The following is a 26,540-nucleotide window of genomic DNA, read 5'->3' as shown; positions in this document are numbered from 1 at the left end:
GTGCACAGCACAATCATGCTGAAATAAATCTACTATTGAAATAACAGTGACAGGAGCTTTAAATATGAGTGAACTTGAGAAGAACTACAGGTTCGAAGATGAGATGAAATGGTATGAACTCTGGGAAAAGAAGGGATTTTTCAGACCAGAGGTGAATCCGGACGGAGAAGCATACAGCATAGTGATCCCCCCTCCGAATGTCACAGGCTCCTTACATATGGGACATGCCCTGAACGCAACCCTCCAGGATATACTTATCCGCTGGAAAAGAATGCATGGTTACAGGGCATTGTGGCTGCCGGGAACCGACCATGCAGGTATCGCAACACAGAATGTAGTAGAGAGAGAGCTGGCAAAGGAGGGAATTGACCGTTTTACCCTTGGCAGAAAGGAATTCATCCGGAAGGTGTGGGAGTGGAAGGGGGAATACGGGGAGAGAATAATCAGCCAGCTCAAGCGTCTGGGGGCCTCCTGTGACTGGTCAAGGCAGAGATTCACACTCGACGAGGGGCTTTCAGAGGCTGTCAGGGAGGTCTTTGTAAGACTCTTCCAGGATGGTCTGATTTACAGGGACCTCCGGTTGATCAACTGGTGCCCAAGATGCCATACAGCACTTTCCGACCTTGAGGTGGAGCATGAAGACCTTGAGGGAAAGCTCATATACATACGTTACCCCCTGACTGACGGCAGTGGATACATAGTAGTGGCCACTACAAGGCCTGAGACCATGCTTGGAGACAGTGCCGTGGCCGTACACCCGGAGGACAGCAGGTATAAAGACTTTATAGGCAAGAGAATCAAACTCCCCCTGACAAGGCGGGAGGTTCCCATAATTGCAGATGAGATGGTAGACCCCAACTTCGGCACCGGCGCTGTAAAGGTCACCCCTGCGCATGACTTTAATGACGAGGCAATGGCCAGAAGGCAGACCCCCAATCTGCCCTTTATCACGGTTATTGCCGAAGACGGAACAATGACGGATACAGCGGGGAAAAAGTATGCCGGACTTGACAGGTATGAATGCAGAAGAAAGGTGATTGAGGATTTAAAGGAACTCGACCTTATCGAGAAAGAACAAAAACACGTCTACTCCGTTGGACACTGTTACAGGTGCAAGACAATAATTGAACCCTTCTCAACAGTACAGTGGTATGTAAATGTCAAGGAACTTGCCGAAGATGCAATAAAGGCTGTACGGGACGAAAGGATTCAGATTATCCCCGAGGGCTGGTCAAACAGCTATTACGCGTGGATGGAGAATATAAGAGACTGGTGCATATCCAGACAGATATGGTGGGGCCATCAGATACCCGTCTGGTACTGTCCTTACTGCAGGACAGAGGAAGGACAACATCATGGAGACCTCATCTATATAAGCTTTCACAAGCCTCTGAATATCGGCGGAGACAGTGTTCAGGCCGGAACCTATACGGAATTAAGGCTGAGGGGCCTCGCTCCCGAAGATATCATGAAGAACGCCAATACCGTTAAAATAGATAAATCCGTGACCCCGATATGTTCAAGGCAGGACCCTGGAGAATGTCCGTATTGCGGCAGCAAGGAACTGCTCCGCGACCCCGATGTACTGGACACCTGGTTTTCCTCTGCCCTGTGGCCTTTTTCCACCCTCGGCTGGCCTGAGAAGACAGATGATCTTGAGACATTTTACCCCACGAATGTGCTGATTACAGGATTTGATATACTATTCTTCTGGGTTGCAAGGATGATAATGATGGGCCTGAAATTTATGGATGACGTACCATTCAGAGATGTTTATATTCATGCACTCGTCAGGGATCTGAAGGGACAGAAGATGAGTAAATCAAAGGGTAATGTAATTGATCCGCTCGTATTGATTGATAAATACGGGGCAGATGCCTTCAGGTTCACACTTACGGCCTTTGCCGCACAGGGAAGGGACATAAAATTCTCGGAGGAGAGGGTTGAGGGATACAAGAATTTCATTAACAAGCTCTGGAACGCCTCAAGGTTTATAAATACAAATATTGCTGGAGAACAGGCGTTGCCATCGAGCGATAAAAAATGGCAGAAAGAGCTTGATACTCCGGGAAGATGGATACTGAGCAGGCTCGCAAAGACTTCAGACGACATTAACACTGCACTGACTGAATACAGGTTTAACGACGCTGCCACTTCAATCTACCAATTTATCTGGCACGAATTCTGTGACTGGTACATAGAACTCTCAAAACCCGTTATTTATAATAATACAAACAATGACGCACTCCGAAGGGCAACACTGAAATGCCTGCTTTATATCCTCGAAAGCTCTCTCAGGCTGCTGCATCCTTTTATGCCGTTTGTTACAGAGGAAGTCTGGCAGACAATTCCCCACAAGGGCGAGACCATCATGCTAAGTCCGTTCCCCCACTACAGGGAGAGAGATATTGAGGCCGAAGAGCGGATGTCCTATATCATGGAAGCTATCACTGGAATAAGGACGATTCGCGGTGAATTAAACATAGCACCGTCTCTTGAGCTCTTCGCACTCATCAGGCCCTACAATAAGGAAACAGAGGAAATACTTGCCGAAAACTCCCTGTACATAAGTAAACTGGCAAGGACGAGGGAACTCAGCATCGGGACAGAGGTTACAAAAGGAAAGGGAGTAGCCACTTCGGTCAAGGACCACCTTGAGGTTTATGTCCCGCTCGAAGGGCTGTTGAATGTCGATGCGGAAATCAAAAGACTCAGGAAGGATCTGCAAAAGGTCGAGCAATCCATTTCGTCTCTGGACAGGAAACTTCTCAATGAAGATTTTATAAGCAAGGCACCAAAGAATGTTGTTGAGAAAGAAAAAATGAAGTATAATGAATTTATGCAAAAGAAGGAGAGGATTATCGAGAGCATAAATAAACTGGAAGAGCTCAGGGGGAAAGATAATGAGTGAAAAAAAGAGGGATGTTGAAAAAAAAGACCTCAGTCTTATAGATGCTGAATTTGTAAATGTTGTACAGAGCACCGTCAGGTCTGTAGAGGGTGGACATGTGGAGTTGCAGCAGGTTGGGGCCCTCAGCATTGATGGTGAAAGGGTTGAGGTAACACAGGGAGCGGCATGTCTTATCAAGGGTGGAGATGTCAGGGTTAACCAGAGCATAAGCATTATCACTTCCGGCGGCAACACCTCCGTGGAATCATCCTTTGCACCACTGATTGTATCGAGGGGAGATACCGAGATGAAACAGAGTGCATCCTGTGTTATTGCAGCCCGGGATATCAAGGCAGAAAATACAAGGAGTATCTTCCTGCTCGCCGGCAATGTAGAGGGCAATGTACAGACTGTTTTTGACTGGAAGGCAACCCTTTCGCTTGGTGCAGTTGTAGGCGGGCTCATCGGATTTCTGTCACTCCTGAAAAAGAGATAAGCTTTGTTTTAATGAACCTCGCGGCCGCAGAGACAACAGGGCACCGTTAAAACGAAAGAGGGGAAAATATAGTGCACAATGTATACAGCCCGGTCAGGGAGTTTCTCATTCAGGCCCTGAATGAGGATATAGGCCATGGTGACCTTACAACCGAATTTATTATCCCGACCCATCACGTCTCAGAGGCCGTTATCCTTGCAAAAGAGGACTTTATCCTCTCGGGCCTGCGGTTTGCCAAAGAGGTCTTCAATATAACAGACTCGAGGATAAGCTTTAAAGAAAGCATGTCAGATGGAAACCCGGTAAAAGAGGGAGTGATTATAGCCACGTTGAAAGGCCCGACTGCAGGACTGCTGACAGGGGAGAGACTGGCACTTAATATACTGCAGAGACTCTCCGGCATCGCCACACTGACAAACAGGTTTGCAGAACTCATCAATGATACGGGAACCCGCATTGTGGATACAAGAAAGACAACCCCAAACATGAGATACCTCGAGAAATACGCTGTCAGAACAGGAGCTGGATATAACCACCGCTTTGGTCTTTATGACGGGATTCTCATCAAGGATAACCACATAATGGCAGCAGGCGGGATAAAAAATGCAGTAAAAAGTGTCAGAAAGAAGGCCCACCACCTGATGAAGATAGAGGTTGAGGTAAAGAACATTGAAGAACTGACAGAGGCACTGCATGCAGGGGCAGATATCATCATGCTTGATAATATGTCAGTTGAGCTGATGAAAGAGGCCGTAAGGATTGCTCATGAAAACAACCCATCGCCACTTATTGAGGCATCGGGGGGTGTAAGCATTGACAACATCCGCGAAATTGCCCTTACAGGTGTAGACCTGATCTCTGTAGGGGCCCTGACCCACTCTGCCCCATCAGTTGATATAAGCATGAAAATAGTCTAAATACTGACTGCTGCTGAAGCAAACCAAACAAATTGACAATGGATCGGAAGAATTGCTATTATCAATAGCTACATTGAGTATTTTTTGAAAGAGTCTTATATATTTATGCATTTTTGTCCCCTGTGGTCTCATGATCTCAAGAAATCAAAAACAATGCGCCCATAGCTCAACTGGATAGAGCGTCGGACTACGAATCCGTAGGCTGGGGGTTCAAATCCTCCTGGGCGCGCCAACTTCCTGGTATCTCAGCCCTTTCTCAAAACATACAATCTTCTGACAGATACAAAGTTTGCAATGACAGCAAGGATTACCAGGAGACCGAACAACTGATTTAATACTGCACCGAGCATAATCAGAAACGACCTTGTATCTCTTCCAAATCTCCAGCTTGAACCCTCCTGCTCCTTTAAAACAACCGCATCATACTTGATAGCCGTATAACTGTTCATAAGGCTCCCTGTAAGCGCAAGGTAACCTGTAACCCACACAAGATAGTCGCCACCGTGTGAATTCCACCAGCCATATGTCAAACCAAGGATTACAGCGGCATCTGCGTATCTGTCCAGTACTGCATCAAACCACGCCCCGTAATCCGACTGCTGAAATTTTAACCGTGCCACCTCACCGTCACATCCGTCAAGGATTGAAGAGACCTGCACCAGGAGTCCACCAAGAAGAACGGGCAGGTAATTGCCGAAAGAAAGCATCAGGGCTGCAAGGAGAGATATGGTAAAACCTGAGAGTGATATTGTATCCGGCTTTATCCCTGTCTTCACCAGAATCCTTGAAATCCTTATTGATATGGGTCTGTTCAGGTACCTTGATATAAAACCGTCTGTTGGTTTTATCAAACTCCTGCACAGCAGGTCTTCCGCCTTTCTAAATGACTCTTCAGTATCAATATCAATCCAGAACCTGCCGTCAAGGTCATATGCCTTGAGCATTCCCCTGTCAGCAAGTCTCTGCATGCCGCCTGAAAGCGTCTCATCACCATGCATTATACCCTCCTGAAGGGCGTCAAATAATGAAACAGAGCAGGAAAACATTCCGCAATCAACAGCATTATAATCCGATAATCCCTTGCCGATACTGACAACCCTGCCATCCCTTACCATTACCCTGGTGGCATCTTCCATATCAATATAGTCATTTGGAGCACTGTCAACCACCATCAGGACTTCCTTGTCATCCAGTTGAAAACTTCCTGCTTCCAGCAGGACTGAAGGCTCAAACAAGTGATCCGACATTAACAGGAAGAACCTCTCCTTCAATACTTCCCGGGCCTTCAGGACAGACAGGGCATTCCCCCTCTGCCATTCTGTATTTTCTATATATGTAATCTCAACGCCGTACCTGCTTCCATCTCCCAATTCCTCTTTTATCATCGCCCCGAGATAACCGACAACCACGACAAACTCCCTGACAGAGGCATCTCTTGCAGTAAGAATTACGCGTTCAACAAGTGATAGGCCAAGAAGTCTGGCCAGGGGTTTTGGACGGTTATTCGTCATGGTGCTGAGCCTGCTGCCCATACCCGCGGCAATAACCAGGGCCTTCATCTCAGCGCTCCCGTTCACCCGAGATAAACTCTTCAACCATCTTCCTTGCTGTATTGTCGGGAAACTGCCGTGGTGGGTGTTTCATGGTATAGGCTGAAATTGATGTAAGAGGCCCGCCCGTCTTTCTCTCTATCGCCAGCTTGCAGCATCTTATTGCATCAATTGCACAACCGGCAGAGTTTGGAGAGTCCTCCACTGACAACCTCAGCTCCAACTCCATCGGAACATCACCGAAAGTCTTCCCTTCCATCCTGAGGAAACAGACCTTGTTATCCTTGAGCCAGGGGATATAATCAGAAGGGCCTATATGGATGTTTCTTGGATCAAGGGGCTCCGAAAGCACTGACTGAACAGCCTCAGTTTTTGATACCTTTTTTGACCTGAGCCTGTCACGTGACAGCATATTGAGGAAATCCGTGTTACCACCTGTATTGAGCTGATATGTCCGCTCAAGCCTCACTCCCCTGTCTGAAAAGAGTTTTGCCAGTGTCCTGTGGGTTATTGTAGCGCCGATCTGGGCCTTTATATCATCCCCTGCTGCCGGGATACCTTTCTGACTGAACCTGTCAGCCCATTTACTGTCAGAGACGATAAAAACAGGCATACAGTTAATAAAGGCCACACCGGCCTCAAGACAGCTCTCAGCGTAATATTTGGCAGCCTCCTCCGAACCCACAGGGAGATAGTTTAAGGCAATCTCGGCTCCACTCTTCCTCAACACCTTCACAATATCAGCCTCCGGCATATCTGCAATCAGAAAGGTTTCATCCTCGGAATACTCCTTCATGTGCTGTGCAACACCATCAAGCACCTTCCCCATGACTACCTTTACCCCGGCCGCGGGGATCTCCTTCTGAAATACAGTGGTACAGTTAGGGGGTGCAAAGATTGCCTCGCTTACATCTCTGCCAACCTTTCTCCTGTCAATATCAATTGCAGCAACAACCTCGATGTCTCCGGGATTGTAACCACCGATATCCCAGTGCATAAGACCAGCCACATCCTCCACTGTCTTGTTCCTGTAATAATAAATACCCTGCATCAGGGAGCTGGCACAGTTTCCCACACCAATAATGGCAATCTTTATCCTTCTCATACTATACCTCCTGATGAAGCAGTATTGCCGACTTGATAATTCCTATAACTCCCCCTTTCAGATACTGAAGCGGGATAAAACCGAAACCATCCGGGCTTTGCCCCCAACCCCCGGAAGCACTGTTACTTATTAAGGATGAACTCTCAAGAGGATTATCAACAGATATGTTACTGAATTCCCGATACCCTGCAGCAAAAAACCGCCGGGCGTAAAACTTATCAGGATAACATACAAGAGCTGTAATCAATATAGCATCATCAGTCGGAAAAAAACAAGAAGTGCATGGCATCCAAAAACAGTGGATACCCCTATGAATTAAGGGCTTTTCTGTCTCCCGGTTACAAGGGATATACCAGCATGGATGACTCAAAATGAACGCCTTTATGATAGAATAAATGCACGTTATCAGCCTCAAAAATAACAGAGGATAAGAAACCTATGGAAAAGGAACAGAAAAGGGCACTTTTAGAGTCGATACTCTTTATTTCGGGAGCACCTGTGAACCTGAAAGACCTGCAGAAGATAACGGAGTTTTCTACAGGAGAGATAAGCTTTTTGATAAATGAGCTTATGGCTGAATACAGGAACCGGAAAGGTGGCATACTCCTGGTTGAAGTTGCAGAGGGGTACCAGATGGTATCAAACCCTGAATATTCACACTGGATCAAAAAGCTTAAGGCCACAACACCGCAGAAACTCTCGATAGCAGCCCTTGAAACCCTTTCCATTGTGGCTTACAGACAGCCCATTACAAAGGCAGAGCTTGAGCAACTCAGGGGGGTCAATTCCGACGGTGTAATAAAGAGTCTGCTCGAAAGACGGTTTATCAGGATTGTGGGCAAGAAAGAAGTACCGGGCCGGCCCCTCATTTACGGGACCTCCAGGGAGTTCCTTCAGCATTTCGGTCTCAAGGACCTCTCGGAATTGCCGACTATGCGGGATCTGAACCCTGACGAGTTGTAAAAGCACAAAGGGCATAGCGTGTAGGACACGGAACCTTTGCTTTGTCTTTAACGCCATGCGCCAGGCTCTCTGCGCTTTTCTTTTCTTACGTCATCAATACTCTATTCCCTTCCTTGCGGCCTGTCCTTTGCTGAGGGGGTGTTTTATTGCCTTCATGTACGTGACATAATCAGCTATACCAATCATCCCATCCGTTGCGCCGCGCCCTGTAAGGACAAGCTCTGTGCTTTCACAAAAGCTCTTCATAAAATCAACGGCTTCCCTTTCTGAAAGTATGCCGGCGCCAACAAGGTTATTGAATTCATCGATAATGACGAGGTCAAAGTCCTGTGCACTATGCTGAATCTCCCGCAGGGCCTCAAAAGAGTGTTTCTTCAGTTCAGTCCTGTCTATCTCCGGGTAGAAAGATGGTGGCTTAATGTCAGTGAATCTCCTTATCTCAATAGAGAGTTTTTGCAGAAGGTCAAGCTCTCCACCCGTATAGTCGGGTTTCATAAACTGGGCAAACAATACTCGCCACCCCCTGCTTTTTGCCCTGACAGCAAGGCCCACGGAGACAGTCGTTTTTCCCTTGCCCTCACCAGTATATATATGGATAAGCCCCTTTGTCATCTTGCCCTCCTGACTTCCTCAATCTTCATAAGAGTGTCCCTGTATGTATCAGACCTCTCAGGTCGTATCTCTATCGCCCTCTCTACAAGTGCTTCAGCCTCATCAAGGTTCTTACCCAATTTATAATAAAGCCACGCCAGATTATTCATTGCATCGGCATTTGCTGGCTCCTCATGAATGGCCTTCCTGTAAAACTTCTCGGCCCCCTCTAAATCCCCTTTAAGAAAAGAGGCATTGCCCATATATAAATATGCTACAGGTAAAGTTTTTGAAGCCTTCCTGTATTCGCTTATCGCCTCGTCATACTGGCCCTTTTTTTCATAAATAACACCGAGGTTGATGTGTTCTTCAGGTGTAAGGGGGTCATCAATCACAACTATCCTGGGCAGACTGCAGGAGAAAAGAGAAATAGTAAACAGGAAGATTAACAAAACCTCTAAGGTTTTATGAGTAATGTCCAGTAGTCTGTTTTTCCCCATATCCTCTGCAGTTCACTGTAAGTAAAGAACTTCTCCTTCTCTTTTCCTGAATGGGCAAATATGCCGTCATTGTTGTACCCTACTATAACCATAAAGTGGTTTTTCTCTATAACATAGAAACCAAAGTCCACAAGTACAATCAATGGATAACCCTTTTGTATCTTGTCACGGATATCTTCCACCCCACCCTTATAGGTCGCGGCACTGAAACCTGCCCTGCGTGGATAAAGAAGCATATCCATACTGAGGGTACCATTAAGACGGGCTTTAAAAATATCCCTGGCAATTTCCTGGGGGTCCACCTCAGAACCCCAGAAATTAAACACCTCAGCAAGTGATACAGGCCCGCACTGATAGGCATCCTGGAGAAAGAAGGGGACGGAGAGTATCACATCCCCCCGCCCCTTCTTTCCCTGAGTTTCAAGACCTGCGCAACCACCAAGAAGTATTACAAGAATAATTAAAAAAACTGTCTTATTTGACAATAACAACCCTGCGACCTGTTAGCTGGAGGAGTAAAACCACTAAAATAGCTATCACAAGAAGGCTGATTATAATACCAAGTCCGCTGTCACCTGCCACCCTTAACTGATCAATCCTCTGTGCAAACTGATTGAGATCCTCATCTGACAGAGAACCAAGCCTGTCAGCAACCTCACCTGTTGTAAAACCAAGGGCCAGAAGTCTTTTGCTCACAACCTCGGATTCAAGAAACCTCTGGAGCTTCCGGATGTCAACCTGCCTTTCAGACTGAGATAAGCCGAGGAATTCAGAACCGAGCATTGCACCATCAACCCTCGGAACAACAGCAAACAGAAGCATGGAAAAAATCAGATAGAGACCAACCTGCCTGAATAAGGGTATTCTCAAAACTCTTCACCTCCTTTCCATTATAATAGTAATTAAGTTACATTTAACAAACAGCCCTTACCTTACTGATACGCTCGGCAGTGAGCCAAAGAGATATTTGAAATCCTCATCCTCGAATTTTATTCCACCACCAAAATAGACACCCCGCCAATGTGAATTCAAAAGATTGTCCACTCCACCACTAACAAAGAGGTTCCTGAAGAAATAGTAATCCATGGAGAACTTTAAATGGGGTCGTCCGGCACCCTCTTCTTCATTATCAAAATCCCATATATCCGCCGAAACCTTTAACCGGTCATTCATAAAGAATTGGTCGGCTCCGAGACCGACTGTGTTTTCCTTAAGACCGATCCTTAAGACCGAGTCCTTAAAGCGCTTTGCAAACTGTGCGGTAAACTCTATCTTTCTCTCGATCACCTCTTCCTCCTCAACAGTGGTTACACCGTTTACAGAGGTAACAGTCTTTGTTGTGGTAACACTTCCCAGGGGGTCATCCACAACCCCAAGAATATAGTATTTATCAGGCCGGGGCTTGAGTGTCAAATCAAAATAGCCCTTCCCGTCGCCGGTCTTCGTCAGATATTCTCCCCGAAAGGTGATAAAGGTCCTGAACCTCTCTATCCTGGCAATGGTATTTTCGATACCACTGGCCGCCTTGGTTACAGATTCATAGAGTCTCTCGTCTGTAACGAGCTTCCCGATTGTACCCTCACCTTTTTCGATCTTCTCTGCAACCTTTTGAACCGATGACATCGTCTTATCCGTCTTCTCCATCAAGCTTGCTATCTTCGGCCTGTTCTCTTTCAGGAGGGCTTTTAACTCTTTTGCAGCGTCCTTCAGCTCTTCAACCATCTCCGGTGCCTTTGCGCTAAAATCCTTAAAATTGCTTACCGTATCTGTAATTTCACTGCTATTGTCTTCAACCAATTTATTAACAGAAGCAGTCAGTGTATTAATTCCCTCAAGGGTTTTCTTTAACCGCCGGTCATTTGAGGTTATTGCAGTATTAAGATTTCCCGTTAATTCTGCAAGGTTAGCAGCAGTCTTCTTCAATGCCTCTTTGGTCTCTTCAGTGCCAAACACATCGTTTATGTTATCTGTGAGGGTCTGAAAACTATCGGAAATACCTGCAAGCTTGTAGATCATATCATCAATATCCACCGGCTCATGTACTCTCTGAATTATCTCGCCTTCCTTGAGCTCTATCTGCTCCGTACCCGGCCTTATCTCGAGATACTTATCACCTAAAAGACCTGATGTCTTGATGGAGGCCACGGCATCCCTGTAAAGTCTTATCTCAGGGTAAATCCTGAGCCTCAGCTTTACCCTGTTTCTTTCAAGGACTACCTTCTCTATTACACCGGCATCAACCCCTGCTACCTTTATCTTTGTCTTCTCGTCAAGGCCTGAAATATTCGAGAAATAAACATACACGGTGTAGCCCTCTTTACGCAGCCACTCCTTGCCACTCACCTTGAAGGTCATATAAGAAAGCACTGCCAGGACGATAAGGGCAAAGATTCCTACTTTCAGCTCTGTGCTAAAACCTCTCACCTGGTAACTCCCTCGATCTTGATTGGTCCAACGGCACTACCCGTGATGAATTGCCTTACAACAGGATTAGAGGTGTTTTTAATCTCTTCAGGCGAGCCAACCTCTATTATTTTTCCTTCATAAAGCATGGCTATACGGTCTGCTATTTTATATGCACTCTTCATGTCATGAGTTATTGCAACCGAGGTCACGTGAAGCCTCTCTCTGAGCTCAATTATGAGGTCATTTATTGCATCTGCCATTATAGGGTCCAGGCCTGTTGTTGGTTCATCGTAAAGTATGATCTCCGGTTCATGAGCAATAGCCCTTGCCAGCCCTACCCTCTTACGCATCCCGCCCGAGAGTTCCGATGGGATAAGATCCTCGACACCCGAAAGGCCCACAAGCCTTAATTTTGCAGATGCAATGCTCCTTGCCTCCTCTTCAGATATCTTTCCATGTCTCAGCAGGGTAAAGGCAACATTCTCCCACACGGTAAGGGAATCAAACAGGGCTGCACCCTGAAAGAGCATCCCGAAAGTTCTTCTCACCTCATAGAGTTCCCTCTCCTTGAGTAAGGAGATGTCCACTCCTTTTATAATGACACGGCCTCTATCAGGTTTTAACAGACCAATTATATGCTTTATGAGAACACTTTTACCAGACCCGCTGCCCCCGATGACAACCATGCTTTCGCCCGGCTCCACTTCGAGGTTTACACCTCTCAGGACTTTTTTTTCACCAAAAGACTTATACAGGTCTTCAATCTTTATCATTACTTTAAATCATTGTTCCAAACTTCTTCACCTGAACAGCCAGGCAGAGAGAAAATAATCAGAAATAAGTATCGTCATGGAGGACAAAACAACAGCACCTGTTGTTGCCTTACCCACCCCCTCTGCCCCACCTTCAGTATAAAAACCCTTATAACAGCTGATAAGTGAAATAGAGGCGCCAAAAAAAGCGGCCTTTATAAGCCCGCTGTAAATATCGTCCAACTCCAGGTAGTCCCACGTCCTGTTCCAGTATGAAACAGAGTTTGCGCCAAAGAGTCCGACACTAATAACAAACCCACCTATAATTCCCACAATATCAGTAACAATTGCAAGGGCCGGAAGCATTAATGCCCCTGAGATGAACCTCGGGACAATAAGGTACTTCACGGGATTTGTGGCAAGGGTTTCAAGGGCATCTATCTGCTCGGTAACCCTCATGGTGCCAAGTTCAGCAGCCATGGCAGCACCTGCCCTGCCAGCAACAATCAGTCCAGTAAGCACAGGGCCGAGTTCCCTTGTCATGGATAGGGCAACCACTGTACCGACCAGTGTTTCTGCCCCAAAACGCTTAAACCCCGTATATGTCTGCAGCGACAGGACCATACCTGTAAAAACAGCCGTTATAAAGACCACAGGCAATGACCTTATACCGATCTCATGCATCTGTTTAAAGGTATTTCTTATCTCGTAAGGTGGGATAATAAGCTGTTTAAGGGCGACAGAAAGCAGGATCAGCACACTGCCGAGTTCACGGGCAAACCCGATTAACATTCTTCCAAGTATCTCTACTGGATTCATTTTCATTTCTCCCGGCCGAACAGGGAGTAAAGATTAAGTAGTGTGCACACTGCTAATTGTTCCCCACGTATACTCTCCGGTTCCTTAAGCCAAAAGAAGTAAATACCTCATAGGCAATGGTGCCTGCCTTTGAGGCAAGTTCCTCCACAGAGATAAATTCCTCACCCTGGGAGCCTACTATGACTACCTCATCAGACTCTTTTACACCTTCAACATCCGTCAGATCAACCATCGTAAGGTCCATACAGACCCTTCCAATAACAGGCGCCCTCTTTCCCCTTACAATAACCTCGGCATTATTAGAGGATGCCCTGATAAAACCGTCTGCATAACCCATCGGCAGTACACCCACAAGGCTGTCCCTCATGGTAATAAAAGTCCTCCCGTAACTTACGGACATGCCTTTTTTTATCTTTCTTACGGCAAGCAACCGTGTCTTTATGCTCATAAGAGGCCTTACTTTAACAGAAGAGTAAGGATTACAGCCATAGAGCAGTAGGCCAGGCCTGACAGCATCAAGGTATGACTCCGGTAATGTCATAATTGCAGCACTATTTGCAATATGGCAGACCGGCTTAATACCTTTCTCCTGAAGGTAGGCCCTGATCTCTGAAAACCTCTTGATCTGACTCTCTGCAAGGGTCCTGTCAGCAAGGTCAGCATCGGAGAAATGACTCATCAGACCGGTTACCCTTATTCCCTCCAAAGAGGCAATTCCTGTCAACTCACGCTTGACATCCCCGGAGTTGACCCCCAACCTCCCCATACCTGTGTCCACATTTACATGCACCTCTATTTCCCTCTTCTGTTTGACGGCAAGGGCTGAAAGCCCTGCTGCAGACTCCATACTGTTAATAACAGGGATGAGTCCGTATTTTATTATATCTTCAGATATCTCGGGGTCAAAGAGCACAATAACCGGATTGTTTATACCTGCTTTACGCAATTCAACTGCCTCGGAGATATATGCAACTGCAAGGGTGTTTATTCCACAATGGATCAATCTTCTTGATATTTCTACTGCCCCATGCCCATAGGCATCTGCCTTTACCACCGGAAAGATGGGTCTGTCAATAACCCTCTCCTTAATCAGGTCAAGATTATACGACAAATTATCAAGATTAATCTCTACTACAGGCCCTCTATGCATATTCGTCATCAGGCATTCTGTTTCTGATCTTCTTTTTCCGTCTTCTTTTCTGCCGTAGTCTTTTCCGACGACTCCTCTACAGGTTTTTTAGGTGTTACGTCTATCTCGTCAGGCTCGTTTGTTGCCTTCTTGAAATTCTTTATCGCCTGTCCAATCCCCTTGCCTAATTCGGGCAACCTTGATGCCCCGAAAAGGATGACTACAATAATCAATACAATTATCAGCTCCTGCATCCCTAACCCAAACATATCTTTCCTCCTATAAATTTATTAAAATCCCCGATTGTATTTATATTAACAAAACTGACACCTTCAGGGTCTATTTTTTTAATCTCTTCCTCTTCAACTATATGGGCATTGAGGTCTCTTATAAACCTTTGAAGCCCGATCGCCCCTTCTCTCAGATGGGTTTCAAGGGGCGACAAGATGCCTTTGCCATACAAACCCAGGAGGGGGTGAAGGCCTTCCCTGAATGAGCAGACAACCATGTCGGCATTCGTGGAAATACCTGAGAGATATCTTATCAGGGAGGGATTCAGGAACGGCATATCACAGGCAGCCACAAATATCCTGTCAGTCCTTGAATTAACAAGAGCTGAGAAAATCCCCCCCATGGGTCCTCTTGAGGGAAAGAGATCACCGATCATCCTTTCTCCTGAAAAAAAGTAATATTCAGGGGTATTCGTACTGATAATCACCTCTACGAATATCTCTCTGAAGAGTCGCAGCGTCCTGTCAATTATACGTTCCTCCCCCACCCTGAGCAATCCCTTGTTTACGGGAAATCTCCTGTTGTCACCACCGGCAAGTATAACACCTGTTATGTCGGTCATTTATTCATGGTCCTGACTTTGCAAAAGATACTGCATATTATAGAAAAAACAACCAGTATTATGACATTATTATATAGACAAACCCTCAATCCGCAAGATTAACCTTGCCACAGGAGGGCGTTTTCTGTTATAAATTAATAAGGGCTGATTATACCTGCCCTGCTGGTGATTTAGGATGGAAATGTTGATCCCGCAAATTAGATCTTTAGGGAGCCGAGGTAAGGGATGTGGTGTGCATACCCCGTCATTTGTGCCGGGGGAGCCTAAACACCCTTCAGGGCACCCACCTTATTTAAGGGGATCTAATTTTTCATCTACACCGCAGGGTGGGTTATTAATAATGGATTACAGGAAAATACGTGAAGCTATTATACGAAAACTCCTTATTTCTCACTTATTCTCTCATTTTCGTATAACAATCAATGCAATAATAATTATGGTATTTAATACTTTTGGAGGCAAGATAGATAAATATAGAGGTTTTCTGATCCCGGTACTCGGGGTAATCTGTTCTCGATATAGTGAATATAGAGTCAACACCAGATCATCCTGTCAGAGTACTGCCTTATTGGAACTTGTGCATATAAAGCAAACCTCCTGACCCTCCGAAAGTATTATCCCCATAATAATCGAAAAGCGTCTGTATCTCTGTATCTGTGACCAGTATCAGCAAACGGCCTGTACAACGTCAGGCCCGAACATTATTGACTACTGCACACTGTAAGCGGAGAGGGGTAACTAAAAATGGAACTTTTTGTAACAGAACAGCGAAATAAACCACTTGCGTGGCGTATGATGCCAGCATCACTGCAGGAGTTTGTGGGCCAGGAAGACTTGCTTGGTACAGGTGGTCCGTTGAGAAGGTTAATTGAGGAAGACAGGATAGTATCCCTGATTCTCTACGGGCCTCCGGGAACCGGCAAGACCGCCATAGCAAGGATTATTGCTAAAAAGACAGAGGCGCGTTTCGTCTCCCTTAATGCCGTCACTGCCGGGGTTAAGGATATCCGCAATGCCATCGCCTACTCAGGCTCCGGCAGGACCATACTCTTTATTGATGAGATTCACAGGTTTAACCGCCTCCAGCAGGACGCACTCCTTCCACACGTAGAATCAGGGGAGATAACCCTTATAGGGGCATCCACCCAGAATCCGTTTTTCGCCCTTGTACCTGCCCTTGCCTCAAGATCAACCATATTTGAGTTTAAACCCCTCGCACCTGAGGATATAAAACTACTGATCAGGCATGCACTTGCCTCTGAAAAGGGATTTGGCAAATACAGGGTTGAAATGGATGAGAGGGCAATGAATTACATTGCCGTCCGCTGCTCAGGGGATGCCAGAAAGGCACTTAATATGCTCGAATTATCCTTTCTCACTGCCTGCACCCCCTCCTCAAGCAAGGTCACCATTGCGGTTGAAGGGCTGAAAAACTCCCTCCAGCAAAAGAGCCTTTACTATGATGAAGACCTGCATTACGACATTATTTCCGCTTTTATCAAGAGTATGCGGGGTTCCGACCCCGATGCCGCAGTATACTGGCTTGCCAGGATGATTGCCTCAGGTGAGGACCCCATGTTCATTGCCCGGAGAATCGTTATCTGTGCCTCGGAAGATGTGGGAAATGCAGACCCGATGGCCTTGAATGTGGCAGTATCGGCAATGCAGGCCCTTGAGAAGATCGGAATGCCCGAGGGCAGGATTATCCTTGCCCAGGCAGCCATTTATGTAGCTACTGCACCAAAGAGCAACGCATCATACATGGCTATTGATAAGGCCACCCATACCGTTGTTAATGAGCCCCTGCAGAACGTACCGGATCATCTGAGGGACAGTCATTACAAGGGGGCTGAAAAGTTGGGAAGAGGCGCTGATTACAAGTATCCCCATAATTATAACGGTCATTATATTCAACAGGAGTACCTGGAGCATGAACAAACGTTTTACGAACCCTCTGACGAAGGTTACGAGCAGAACATCAAAACTACAATGAAAAAAAGGAGGTCCAACCAAAAATGAATATATCCATCTCCATTCTGACAGGACTTGTATTCGGTGCTGTACTGTCGCTGATATTTTTCTTTATTTACAAGACAGGCGCAGAGAAAAAGAGACAAACCCTGGATAGTGAGGCACGGAAGATACTGGATGAGGCCAGAAAAGAGGCCGAACAGATTAAGAAAGAGGCATCTTTAGAGGCAAAAGATATCGTCTATATTGCCAAATCAGAGGCTGAAAAGGAACTGAAGGAAAGACGTAAGGAGCTTAACCAACTCGAAAGGCGGCTGAGAAACAAAGAGGAGCATCTGGAACGCAAACTTGAACAGATGGAAAAGAGAGAAAGTGACCTTACAAAAAGGGAAAAGGATTTTTACTCGAGAGAGAGGACTATCAGGGACAAGGAAAACAGGCTTTCAAACCTGATAAAGGAACAGACCTCGGTCCTTGAGGAAATCTCGGCATTAACTGAAGAACAGGCCAGGGCAGAGCTCCTCAGGCGCGTTGAGGAAGAATCAAGGTTTGAAGCTGCAAAACTCATAAAGAGGATAGAGGACGAGACCCGTGACACTGCTGAGAAAAAGGCAGCAGAGGTGATCAGCCTTGCAATCCAGCGGTACGCAAGTGATTACGTCTCTGATGCAACAATCACTGCGGTAACCCTGCCCGGAGACGAGATGAAGGGACGCATAATAGGCCGTGAAGGAAGGAACATCCGGGCCCTTGAGGCCGCTACGGGTGTGGACCTGATAGTGGATGACACGCCTGAAGTCGTAACCCTCTCCTCATTTGACCCCGTAAGGAGAGAAGTTGCCAGGATATCCCTCGAACGCCTGATAGCTGACGGCAGGATCCATCCTGCAAGGATAGAAGAGGTGGTGGAAAAGGCAAGAAAAGAGGTTGAGACCACCATAAGGGAAGAAGGAGAAAAGGCAGTCTTTGACCTCGGTCTAAGCGGAATCCATCCCGATATCATAAGACTTCTCGGGAGGCTCAGGTACAGGACTTCCTATGGACAGAACGTGCTCCAGCACTCAAGGGAGGTGGCATACCTTTCAGGTCTCATGGCCGGTGAGCTTGGAGTTGATATAAAGCTTGCCAAGCGGGCGGGTCTGCTTCACGATATAGGCAAGGCTGTAGACCATGAAGTTGAAGGTCCCCACCATGAGATAGGGATGAACATAGCCCGCAAATACGGTGAAGATGAGCGCGTACTGAATGCCATAGCATGTCACCACGGTGATATTGACCCTATATGCGTTGAGTCAGCCCTCGTGGCAGCCGCTGATGCGCTGTCTGCAGCAAGGCCCGGAGTGAGAAGGGAGAGTATTGAGAACTATATCAAGCGCCTCAAAAGACTTGAGGAGATAGCCACCTCATATGATGGCGTAGAGAAATGCTATGCAATACAGGCGGGCAGGGAGATCAGGATTATTGTTAAGCCGGAAGATGTATCCGATGAAATGTCATCGCTTATATCAAGGGAGATTGCAAAGAAGATACAGGCGGAACTCTCCTATCCGGGGCAGATTAAGATAATGGTCATAAGGGAGACAAGGTTTGTTGATTATGCAAAGTAGATACACTGTTGTGAACTGGAAATTGCGGCTTGTTGGCATGCGACAGGATACTTATTTATTGTGAGAGTTCTGCTTATAGGTGACATTGTGGGCAAGGTTGGAAGAAAGGCGGTAACAGCCTTTCTTCCAACACTTATCAGCCGCTTCAAGATAGACCTGACGATTGCCAACTGTGAGAACGCAGCCGGGGGGTTCGGCATAACGGAAAAGGTTGCAACCGAGCTGTTCAATTACGGTATCCATATCATGACCTCAGGCAACCATATCTGGGATAAAAAAGAGGCCGTTGCCCTCCTTGTAAAGGAGGACCGGATTCTAAGACCGGTCAATTATCCACCCGGGGTGCCTGGCTCCGGGAGTATTATCTACAATCTAAACGGCAGGAAAGTGGGAATCATGAATGTCTCGGGCCGCGTCTTCATGAACATCATGGACTGTCCCTTCAGGACTGCTGCTGCAGAGATTAAACGGTTAAAGGAAGAGACGGATATAATTATTGTGGATTTCCATGCTGAGGCCACATCTGAAAAGATAGCCTTTGGCTTTTATATGGATGGACATGTTTCGGCTGTTCTGGGCACGCACACGCATGTGCAGACTGCTGACGAGCAGATACTTCCAAACGGAACCGCCTACATTACAGACGTGGGAATGACCGGCCCGTTAAATTCAGTCATAGGTGTGGATAAAAATCAGATTATTGATAAGTTTCTAACACAGATGCCAAAAAAATTTGAGACCGCAAAAGGGATTGGGATACTCTGCGGGGTAATAGTGGAGATTGACGAAAAAACCGGCCGTTCAACCTCCATACAACGATTACAGTTAAAGACCGGCGACTGAGAAGAAAACAACCGCCCCTGTTACCCTAAAAAATGCTTTGAGGTTTAAAGCGTCAGGCCTGCTTCTGCCACTGGCATAATATTTGCTGAATTACAACCGCTAATGGTATAATTCTACATGGAAGAATGCTTTTTAAGATGAAAAAATACCATACAATATCTCTTCTGCTGGCAACATCAACCCTTTTAATAATCCTGGTCTGGATGGCTATGGGGGATAAAAAACCATCCTATACCAGGGGGCCTGGGAAATCCGTTATGAAAGGTGTCGAGGTAGTGTATTATAAAAAAGAGAAGCCCGACTGGCGCGCAGAGATTAAAGAGGCCCTGTTTTCCCGGGATGAAACCGAATCTGAATTAAAGGATGTCAATATATTTTATTTCAAGGGAGATGTAAGACTCCATTCAAAACAGGGTTTTTATGATATTGCTAACGGCCGGCTCAGACTGGCTGGTATGGTTAACGGCAAAGGAAAGGGATTTACCTTTAAATCACCGGAATTACTCTATCTTCCGTCAGAGGACATTCTTACTACTTCAAAGGGACTGGTGATTAAAGGTAAGAATTACATACTTTCGGGTAGAAGCGGAAGAATAAAGGATTCGCAGGTGATGGAGGTTACCGGAGATGTCAGGGCAGTCTTTTATTAAGACTCTGTTGGTGTTCTTTGTCTTTCTGTTTGTTACAGCAGGCATGGCAGGAGCGCAGAAACCCCATGACGGAAAGGGCGTTCCGGCCTCAACTGATTCGTCTCTCGGGACTGCCGTGATATCAGCTGAAGAACCGGTTGAGATAACAGCTGAGAAGCTTATAGCCGATAACAGGGCACATACTGCGGTGTTTGAAGGCAGCGTGGTAGCACGCCAGGGAAAGATAACCCTTTATGCCGACTGGATGAAGGTCTTTTATTCAGAAGCCGGCGATGTCGGAAAGATAGAGGCAAGGGGAAACGTGAAGCTTATTAAGGATGCACGCGAGATAACATCAGGCGAGGCCATCTATTACAGAGAGCTGCAAAAGATCGTCTTTACCGGAAACCCTGTTGCCACAGAGGGTAACAGTACAATCTCAGGGGACAGGATGGTTTATTATATTGCAAGTGACCGCTCAGAAGTTGAAAACAGCCGCGTAATAATAAAAAAACAAAATGGCCCATAAACTATTATCCAAAGGATTGAAAAAGGCTTACAAGGGAAAAGCCGCTGTAAAAGGCCTTGATATCTCTGTAAAGACCGGGGAGATAGTCGGCCTGCTCGGTCCCAACGGGGCAGGAAAGACAACCACCTTTTACATGATAGTCGGTATGGTGAAGGCTGACAGCGGAGAGATATTTCTTGATGAAACGGATATAAGCAGTCTTCCCATGTATCAACGTGCAAGAATGGGAATCAGCTATCTTCCCCAGGAACCCTCTATCTTCAGACGCCTTACAGTAAGAGACAACATTCGGGCCATCCTTGAGATAAAGGGATACAACAAGACAGAGATAGAGGAAGAACTGTTAAAACTTCTTGAAGAGTTTCAACTGAAGGACTTCTCCGAGAGGAAGGGTATACACCTCTCGGGAGGTGAGAGGAGAAGGACCGAGATTGCACGCACCCTTGCCACAAAACCGACTTTTATTCTCTTTGATGAACCCTTTGCAGGCATTGACCCTATAGCCATACTTGAATTAAAAAACACATTGAGGTATCTTAAAGATAAGGGGATAGGCATACTCCTGACCGACCATAACGTCAGAGACACCCTGTCCATAACCGACAGGGCATATATTATCAGTGACGGAGCTGTACTGGATGAAGGTGAACCAGAGAAACTAATCAATAACCCTGAGGTAAGGTCTGCCTATCTTGGAGAGGAGTTTACCTTATAATGGCACTTGAAACCAGACTTGAAATAAAATTATCGCAAAAACTCGTCCTGACACCTCAGCTTCAGCAGGCCATCAAACTCCTGCAACTGCCACAGCTGGAACTAACGCAGGCCCTGAATCAGGAACTCACCGAAAACCCGTTCCTTGAGGAGCTCCAGGAAGAGCAAATACAGGAAGAACAGACACAGGAAGAACAAAAAAACGAGGAGGCTGAACTCCCGGAATCAACACCTGAAGAAGACGTGCTGTCGCCCCTTGAAAACCTCATGACCTTCAGGGCAGATGATTATTTTGATGAAAGAAGCAGTGACGGAAGAGACCTCGGATATTTTACACCTGGAACGGATACTCCGACATCATTTGAACAGTTTGTATCTTCTTCCCCAAACCTCTACGAACATCTCAACTGGCAACTCCGCCTTAATACAAGTGATGAATTGCTTCAGATTATCGCAGAGGCAATTATCGGCAATATTGATGACAACGGGTACCTGAGAATGTCGGATGAAGATCTGGCAGAAGTCTGCAAAGTCCCGGTAGAGCAGGTGAGAGAGGCAATTGGACTTGTTCAGGAACTGGACCCGCCGGGGATAGGCGCAAGAAATCTCAGGGAATGCCTGCTGATCCAGATAAAGATGCTTGGCCTTGCCGGCACCCTGGTTGAGAAGATAGTGCAGAACAACCTTGTGGAGCTTGAGAAAAAGAAGTATAAAGCTATTGCAAAGCAGTATGGTGCAACCTATGAAGACATAATGATAGCTGTAAAAATCATTGAAGAACTCGACCCGAAACCCGCAAGAAATTTTTCGTCCCATGAGACAAACTATGTAATCCCGGATGTATATATTGAGAAGACAGACGGTGAATACCAGATTATCCTCAACGATGAGGGACTTCCGAGAATCAGGCTGAACAATCAATACAGAAAGCTCCTGATGAACAAGGCTTCCCTGACAAAGGAGGAAAAGCAGTTCCTCGAGGAAAAACTCCGTTCCGCCCTATGGCTTATAAAGAGTCTTGACCAGAGGAACAAGACCATCTACAAGGTGACAAAGAGCATCCTCCACTTCCAGGAGAAGTTCTTTGATTATGGTCCACGCTATATCAAACCGCTCAATTTAAGGGATGTAGCCACAGATATCAGCATGCACGAAAGCACCGTCAGTAGGGTTACATCCAGCAAATATCTGGCCTGTCCCCACGGAATTTTCAGTTTCAGATTCTTCTTCAGCAGCTCACTTCAGGGTAACAACGAGGATATCTCGTCCACCCTGGTAAAGGAACAGATAAAGAAGATAATCTCTGAAGAGAATCCCCAAAAACCCTTCAGCGACCAGAAGATAGCTGATTTTCTGAATCAACAGAACATAACCATAGCCAGAAGGACCGTAGCAAAATACAGGGAAGAACTCAGGATTCCGCCAAATTCCAGGAGAAAAAGGGTGGAGTTTTAAGACCGAAGACCGGAAAACGAAAAATAAGGAGGTTAACATGAACATTATCATCAACGGCCGTCATCTCGATATCACCCCAGCCCTCAGAGATTATGCAGAAAGCAAAGTAAGAAAATTTGAAAAATACCTTTCTTCCATAACAGAGGCTGTCGTAACTCTCTCAGTCGAGAAGTACAGACACAAGGCAGAGGTACTGCTTAAAGCCAACGGAATCATGATACAGGCAGAAGGAGTAACAGGTGAAATATACTCCTCTATTGATGAAGTGGTTGAGAAACTGGAGCGTCAGACAAAGAAGTACAAGGAAAAACAGATCACCCAGCGCAAGGAAAACCGTGCACAACCAGCCCCCCCGGCTGAGGAAACAGACACATATCCGGAAATCAGGATAATACAGAGAAAAAAAATTGCCACAAAACCAATGACTCCTGAAGAGGCTGCCATGCAGATGGAACTCCTTGGCAATGATTTCTTTGTATTTACCAGCGCAGATAGTGGCAATGTCAATGTACTTTACAGAATGAAAGATGGAGATTTCGGATTAATTGAACCAGCATGAAGCACCCATCAGAGTAGTCGTTATTACAGGGCTCTCAGGTGCCGGTAAAACAGTAGCCCTGAGGGCCCTTGAAGATGTCGGCTTTTTCTGTATAGATAATTTTCCGCCACAATTGCTTAAAAACTTTATTAATCTCTCCACGTCGGAAAAAAATATCAAAAAAGTGGCAATAAGTGTTGACGTCAGGGAGAGGAGTTTTGTTGACGGTATTGAAGAGGCCATTAACTCTCTCAGGGAAGATTATGATGCAGAGGTTGTCTTCCTTGAAGCTGAAATATCTATTCTTTTAAGGCGCTTTAAAGAGACAAGGCGGCCTCACCCACTGGCTGAAACCTCAGGCGGAGACATTCGGAATGCCCTGAAATTAGAGGCAGAATATCTCTCATACCTGAGAAAACTTGCAAACAGGGTTATCGATACATCATCATACACCCCCCACCAGCTAAGGTCATTTATTATGGAGGCATTTGGTGGAGACCAAACGCCCTCTATGGGTATTAACATCATCTCTTTTGGGTACAAATTCGGAATACCACAGGAAGTGGACATCCTGTTTGACATAAGGTTTCTGCCGAATCCTTACTTTATTGCTGAATTGAGAGAGCTCAACGGCCTTGATCAGCCGGTAAAAAAGTACGTTATGGACAATCCTGTCACTAATAAACTCCTTGATAAACTCAAAGACCTCATCAATTTCCTGGTTACCGAGTATCTTAAAGAGGGCCGCTCATCCCTGACCATCGGCGTTGGCTGTACCGGCGGACAGCACAGGTCTCCGGTAATTGCAGAGGAACTGTCTCAATACCTCTCTTCAACATTTGACCTCAAGATAAAGGTGATACACAGAGAGCTATGATTTACCTCGACCATAATGCCACAACTCCAGTTGACATGGAGGTACGGGATGCCGTCTGTGATGCCCTGAATGTCTATGGCAACCCCTCAAGCTCTCATATAGCCGGCAAAGAGGCTCACGAGCTTGTTGAAGGTGCAAGAAAAGCCGTAGCAGAGCTCATTGGAGCAAGAGCGGAAGAGATAATATTTACCTCCGGCGGCACGGAATCAAATAATCTCGCCTTAATCGGTTTTGTACAATCCTTTGGAAAGGGACACATTATCTCCTCACGTATAGAGCATCCCTCTGTCACAAACCCCCTCAAGTATCTCGAAAAACAGGGATACGCAATTACACTCGTTGGTACGGACCATAACGGGGCAGTAAGACCCGAAGATATTTTGAAGGAAATACGGCCTGATACCATTCTTGTAACGATAATGCACTCAAATAATGAAACAGGCGTCATTCAGCCGATTAAAGAGATTGCTGCAATACTGAAAGAGAGGGGTATAGTCTTTCATACGGATGCTGCCCAGTCTGCCGGAAAAACACCCCTGGACGTCGGGGAACTCGGCTGCAATATGGCAACCATTGTATCCCATAAGTTCTACGGCCCGAAAGGCATTGGGGCACTCTATCTCAGGAAGGGCACAAGGCTGAACCCAGTAACGTATGGAGCGGGACATGAGAAAGGACTGAGGCCCGGGACAGAGAATATTCCCGCAATTGCCGGATTCGGCAAGGCATCGGAGATTGCAAAGAGAGACTTGTCCCAGCGGGTCGAACATACAGAGAGGGTTACCGGCATGCTCTACCGGAAGCTCCATGATTTGATACCGGACATAAAACTTAATGGTGAGACAGCCCTGAGACTGCCGAACACACTTAATATCTCAATAAAGGGTATCGTTGGAACAGACCTTGTAAACTCCCTTAATGATACGGTTGCCATATCAGCAGGGTCTGCGTGCCATTCAGGCACCTGTACCCCCTCAGATGTCCTGCTCGCAATGGGTCTGAGCCCTTCCGAAGCCATATCAGCCGTCAGGATAAGTACGGGCAAGGATACCACGGAAGATGAGGTTTTAAGGGCATCGGAGCTGATTGCCAGGGCCGTCAGGAAATAATATGGTTCTTTTCTTTTTTTCTTTGAATTTAGTGGGGAAATAATATAAAATAGGGTATAACATATGAGTACATCCGATATTCATGAACCCACAAACTGGTACGTTATCTACACAAAACCCTCACAAGAGGACCTTGTTGCAAAATACCTCCAAACAGCCAACTTTGATGTCCTGAATCCTGCTGTAAGGAAAAAACGTTTCTATAAGGGACGGCTGAAGATGATTGTAGAGAAACTCTTTCCCTGCTATGTTTTTGCCAGATTCGACCCTGAAAGAGACTATCGCCTCATCAAGTACACAAGGGGTGTCCGTTATGTCATCGGAAGCAGGTCAGGGTCACCCTATATGGTGGATAAGACAATAATCGACTCTATCCACGCAAGGATGAAGGACGGGTTCATTGACCTGTCAGCCAAGGAACTCAAACCAGGAGACAGGCTTATAATAACAGACGGCCCCATGACCGGCTTTGAAGGTGTCTTTTTATGCGAACGGCCAAAGGACAGGGTGCTTATATTGCTCAGAGAGGTCTCCTGCCGTCTGGAAATAGAGAAGCAATCCGTATCGCTTGCATCTAAATAGCATATCCCCATCACAACATCTTTTATTTGTCCCCTCATAATCAGAGTCCGTGTATAAACTCAATTTCCCCATCCGTCATCCCGGTGTTCCCATCTGTCATTCCGGCAGTTCTTTAGCCGGAACCTATCTCCCATCTGTCATTCCGGCAATCCTTTAGCCGAAACCTATCTCCCATCTGTCATTCCAGCAGTTTTTTATCCGGAACCTATCTCCCATCTGTCATTCCGGCAATCCTTTAGCCGGAATCTATCTCCCATCTGTCATTCCGGCAGTTCTTTAGCCGGAACCTATCTCCTGTCTGTCATTCCGGCAGTTCTTTAGCCGGAATCTATCTCCTGTCTGTCATTCCGGCAGTTCTTTAGCCGGAATCTATCTCCTATCTGTCATTCCGGCAGTTCTTTAGCCGGAACCTATTCTTTTAATGCTTTAAAAAGGCCCAGAACTTGAACAGTTGTCGTTTTTTTCCCGTCATTCCCCGAAAGCGTTCGGGGAATCGTTCTTTAACAAAGAATACCGACATACTTTACTTGCACAAAATTAGGAGCACTAAAACGAGTTTTACCTGCCTGTGCAGAGTAAGCGTCAAATAAAGCCCATCTTCCCAGGAAGAGGTAAGAGATGCCATGATAAGCCAATCAAAAATAAGGAGGCGAGTCATGGCAAAGAAAGGGTCAAGAGAGGGAGAGAAAGAGGAATACTGGAAGGGGCATATACG

Annotated in this window: 27 protein-coding genes, 1 tRNA gene and 1 other RNA gene; 17 read left to right on the top strand and 12 right to left on the bottom strand. The window is 46.2% G+C overall.

Annotated features, from left to right (window positions below):
* Nucleotides 1-64: 64 nt before the first annotated feature.
* The 4 genes from VST71_01385 (at nt 65) to VST71_01370 (ending at nt 4,535) form a co-directional block, all read left to right on the top strand.
* Nucleotides 65-2,911 (top strand): valine--tRNA ligase, encoded by a 2,847-nt coding sequence (locus VST71_01385; GenBank protein MEC4684370.1) that lies wholly within the window; start codon nt 65-67, stop codon nt 2,909-2,911.
* Nucleotides 2,904-3,386 carry a hypothetical protein gene (locus VST71_01380; protein ID MEC4684369.1) on the top strand — a complete coding sequence of 161 codons (483 nt, stop codon included), beginning with the start codon at nt 2,904-2,906 and terminating at the stop codon, nt 3,384-3,386. Before VST71_01385 ends, VST71_01380 begins: the two co-directional genes overlap by 8 nt.
* Nucleotides 3,387-3,457: 71 nt before the next feature.
* Nucleotides 3,458-4,303, top strand: a complete 846-nt coding sequence (gene nadC, locus VST71_01375) for a carboxylating nicotinate-nucleotide diphosphorylase (GenBank protein MEC4684368.1) — start codon at nt 3,458-3,460, stop codon at nt 4,301-4,303.
* 155 nt (nt 4,304-4,458) lie between these two features.
* Nucleotides 4,459-4,535, top strand: a tRNA-Arg gene (locus tag VST71_01370).
* Nucleotides 4,536-4,548: 13 nt separating this feature from the next.
* Here the strand turns inward: VST71_01370 and VST71_01365 are convergent.
* The gene (locus tag VST71_01365) at nt 4,549-5,898 is read right to left on the bottom strand and encodes a sugar phosphate nucleotidyltransferase (GenBank protein MEC4684367.1); all 1,350 of its coding nucleotides are present in this window, start codon (nt 5,896-5,898) and stop codon (nt 4,549-4,551) included.
* Nucleotides 5,864-6,958: an inositol-3-phosphate synthase gene (locus VST71_01360; GenBank protein MEC4684366.1), complete on the bottom strand. Its 1,095-nt coding sequence runs from the start codon at nt 6,956-6,958 to the stop codon at nt 5,864-5,866. Before VST71_01360 ends, VST71_01365 begins: the two co-directional genes overlap by 35 nt.
* A gap of 438 nt (nt 6,959-7,396) precedes the next feature.
* Between VST71_01360 and scpB the strand changes: the two genes are divergently transcribed.
* Nucleotides 7,397-7,921 (top strand): SMC-Scp complex subunit ScpB, encoded by a 525-nt coding sequence (gene scpB / locus VST71_01355; GenBank protein ID MEC4684365.1) that lies wholly within the window; start codon nt 7,397-7,399, stop codon nt 7,919-7,921.
* Nucleotides 7,922-8,014: 93 nt separating this feature from the next.
* Here the strand turns inward: scpB and VST71_01350 are convergent, their stop codons facing one another.
* Genes VST71_01350 through VST71_01305 form a run of 10 tightly spaced genes read right to left on the bottom strand, consistent with a single transcriptional unit; the run spans nt 8,015 to nt 14,971 of the window.
* Nucleotides 8,015-8,533 (bottom strand): cob(I)yrinic acid a,c-diamide adenosyltransferase, encoded by a 519-nt coding sequence (locus VST71_01350; GenBank protein ID MEC4684364.1) that lies wholly within the window; start codon nt 8,531-8,533, stop codon nt 8,015-8,017.
* Entirely contained in the window at nt 8,530-8,964 is a 435-nt protein-coding gene (locus tag VST71_01345) for a tetratricopeptide repeat protein (GenBank protein MEC4684363.1), read from the bottom strand. The genes VST71_01350 and VST71_01345 overlap by 4 nt, the downstream gene beginning before the upstream one ends.
* 5 nt (nt 8,965-8,969) lie before the next feature.
* Entirely contained in the window at nt 8,970-9,497 is a 528-nt protein-coding gene (locus VST71_01340; protein MEC4684362.1) for a C39 family peptidase, read from the bottom strand.
* On the bottom strand, nt 9,487-9,882 hold the full coding sequence (locus VST71_01335) for a PA2779 family protein (GenBank protein ID MEC4684361.1): 396 nt from the start codon (nt 9,880-9,882) through the stop codon (nt 9,487-9,489). The genes VST71_01340 and VST71_01335 overlap by 11 nt, the downstream gene beginning before the upstream one ends.
* A gap of 57 nt (nt 9,883-9,939) precedes the next feature.
* Entirely contained in the window at nt 9,940-11,436 is a 1,497-nt protein-coding gene (locus VST71_01330) for an MlaD family protein (GenBank protein ID MEC4684360.1), read from the bottom strand.
* Nucleotides 11,433-12,191, bottom strand: coding sequence for an ABC transporter ATP-binding protein (locus VST71_01325; protein MEC4684359.1), 759 nt, complete (start codon nt 12,189-12,191; stop codon nt 11,433-11,435). Before VST71_01325 ends, VST71_01330 begins: the two co-directional genes overlap by 4 nt.
* Nucleotides 12,192-12,218: 27 nt before the next feature.
* A complete protein-coding gene (locus VST71_01320; GenBank protein ID MEC4684358.1) occupies nt 12,219-12,989 on the bottom strand; it encodes an ABC transporter permease in 771 nt (256 codons plus the stop codon).
* Nucleotides 12,990-13,041: 52 nt separating this feature from the next.
* Nucleotides 13,042-14,148, bottom strand: a complete 1,107-nt coding sequence (alr, locus tag VST71_01315) for an alanine racemase (GenBank protein ID MEC4684357.1) — start codon at nt 14,146-14,148, stop codon at nt 13,042-13,044.
* The gene (locus VST71_01310; GenBank protein MEC4684356.1) at nt 14,148-14,387 is read right to left on the bottom strand and encodes a twin-arginine translocase TatA/TatE family subunit; all 240 of its coding nucleotides are present in this window, start codon (nt 14,385-14,387) and stop codon (nt 14,148-14,150) included. The genes alr and VST71_01310 overlap by 1 nt, the downstream gene beginning before the upstream one ends.
* Nucleotides 14,375-14,971 (bottom strand): molybdenum cofactor guanylyltransferase, encoded by a 597-nt coding sequence (locus VST71_01305; protein MEC4684355.1) that lies wholly within the window; start codon nt 14,969-14,971, stop codon nt 14,375-14,377. The genes VST71_01310 and VST71_01305 overlap by 13 nt, the downstream gene beginning before the upstream one ends.
* 148 nt (nt 14,972-15,119) lie before the next feature.
* Between VST71_01305 and ssrS the strand changes: the two genes are divergently transcribed.
* From ssrS to VST71_01245, 12 genes are all read left to right on the top strand, one after another.
* A non-coding RNA gene (ssrS, locus tag VST71_01300) (6S RNA) lies at nt 15,120-15,307 on the top strand.
* Nucleotides 15,308-15,715: 408 nt separating this feature from the next.
* Nucleotides 15,716-16,990 (top strand): replication-associated recombination protein A, encoded by a 1,275-nt coding sequence (locus VST71_01295; GenBank protein ID MEC4684354.1) that lies wholly within the window; start codon nt 15,716-15,718, stop codon nt 16,988-16,990.
* Nucleotides 16,987-18,549 carry a ribonuclease Y gene (gene rny / locus VST71_01290; protein ID MEC4684353.1) on the top strand — a complete coding sequence of 521 codons (1,563 nt, stop codon included), beginning with the start codon at nt 16,987-16,989 and terminating at the stop codon, nt 18,547-18,549. Before VST71_01295 ends, rny begins: the two co-directional genes overlap by 4 nt.
* A gap of 60 nt (nt 18,550-18,609) precedes the next feature.
* Complete coding sequence (locus tag VST71_01285; GenBank protein ID MEC4684352.1) at nt 18,610-19,392, top strand: TIGR00282 family metallophosphoesterase; 783 nt, start codon at nt 18,610-18,612, stop codon at nt 19,390-19,392.
* 137 nt (nt 19,393-19,529) lie between these two features.
* The gene (lptC, locus tag VST71_01280) at nt 19,530-20,042 is read left to right on the top strand and encodes an LPS export ABC transporter periplasmic protein LptC (protein MEC4684351.1); all 513 of its coding nucleotides are present in this window, start codon (nt 19,530-19,532) and stop codon (nt 20,040-20,042) included.
* Complete coding sequence (gene lptA / locus VST71_01275) at nt 20,020-20,550, top strand: lipopolysaccharide transport periplasmic protein LptA (protein ID MEC4684350.1); 531 nt, start codon at nt 20,020-20,022, stop codon at nt 20,548-20,550. The genes lptC and lptA overlap by 23 nt, the downstream gene beginning before the upstream one ends.
* Nucleotides 20,540-21,265: an LPS export ABC transporter ATP-binding protein gene (lptB, locus tag VST71_01270; protein MEC4684349.1), complete on the top strand. Its 726-nt coding sequence runs from the start codon at nt 20,540-20,542 to the stop codon at nt 21,263-21,265. Before lptA ends, lptB begins: the two co-directional genes overlap by 11 nt.
* Nucleotides 21,265-22,719, top strand: coding sequence for an RNA polymerase factor sigma-54 (gene rpoN, locus VST71_01265; GenBank protein ID MEC4684348.1), 1,455 nt, complete (start codon nt 21,265-21,267; stop codon nt 22,717-22,719). Before lptB ends, rpoN begins: the two co-directional genes overlap by 1 nt.
* A gap of 37 nt (nt 22,720-22,756) precedes the next feature.
* Nucleotides 22,757-23,278, top strand: a complete 522-nt coding sequence (gene raiA / locus VST71_01260) for a ribosome-associated translation inhibitor RaiA (GenBank protein ID MEC4684347.1) — start codon at nt 22,757-22,759, stop codon at nt 23,276-23,278.
* A complete protein-coding gene (gene rapZ / locus VST71_01255; protein MEC4684346.1) occupies nt 23,265-24,134 on the top strand; it encodes an RNase adapter RapZ in 870 nt (289 codons plus the stop codon). The genes raiA and rapZ overlap by 14 nt, the downstream gene beginning before the upstream one ends.
* Nucleotides 24,131-25,243: a cysteine desulfurase family protein gene (locus VST71_01250; GenBank protein ID MEC4684345.1), complete on the top strand. Its 1,113-nt coding sequence runs from the start codon at nt 24,131-24,133 to the stop codon at nt 25,241-25,243. The genes rapZ and VST71_01250 overlap by 4 nt, the downstream gene beginning before the upstream one ends.
* 63 nt (nt 25,244-25,306) lie before the next feature.
* A complete protein-coding gene (locus VST71_01245) occupies nt 25,307-25,825 on the top strand; it encodes a transcription termination/antitermination NusG family protein (protein MEC4684344.1) in 519 nt (172 codons plus the stop codon).
* Nucleotides 25,826-26,540 lie beyond the last annotated feature (715 nt).

It is taken from the genome of Nitrospirota bacterium (genome assembly GCA_035873375.1).
Taxonomy (GTDB): domain Bacteria; phylum Nitrospirota; class Thermodesulfovibrionia; order Thermodesulfovibrionales; family JdFR-85; genus BMS3Bbin07.
This window is presented reverse-complemented; position numbering and strand designations above follow the sequence as displayed.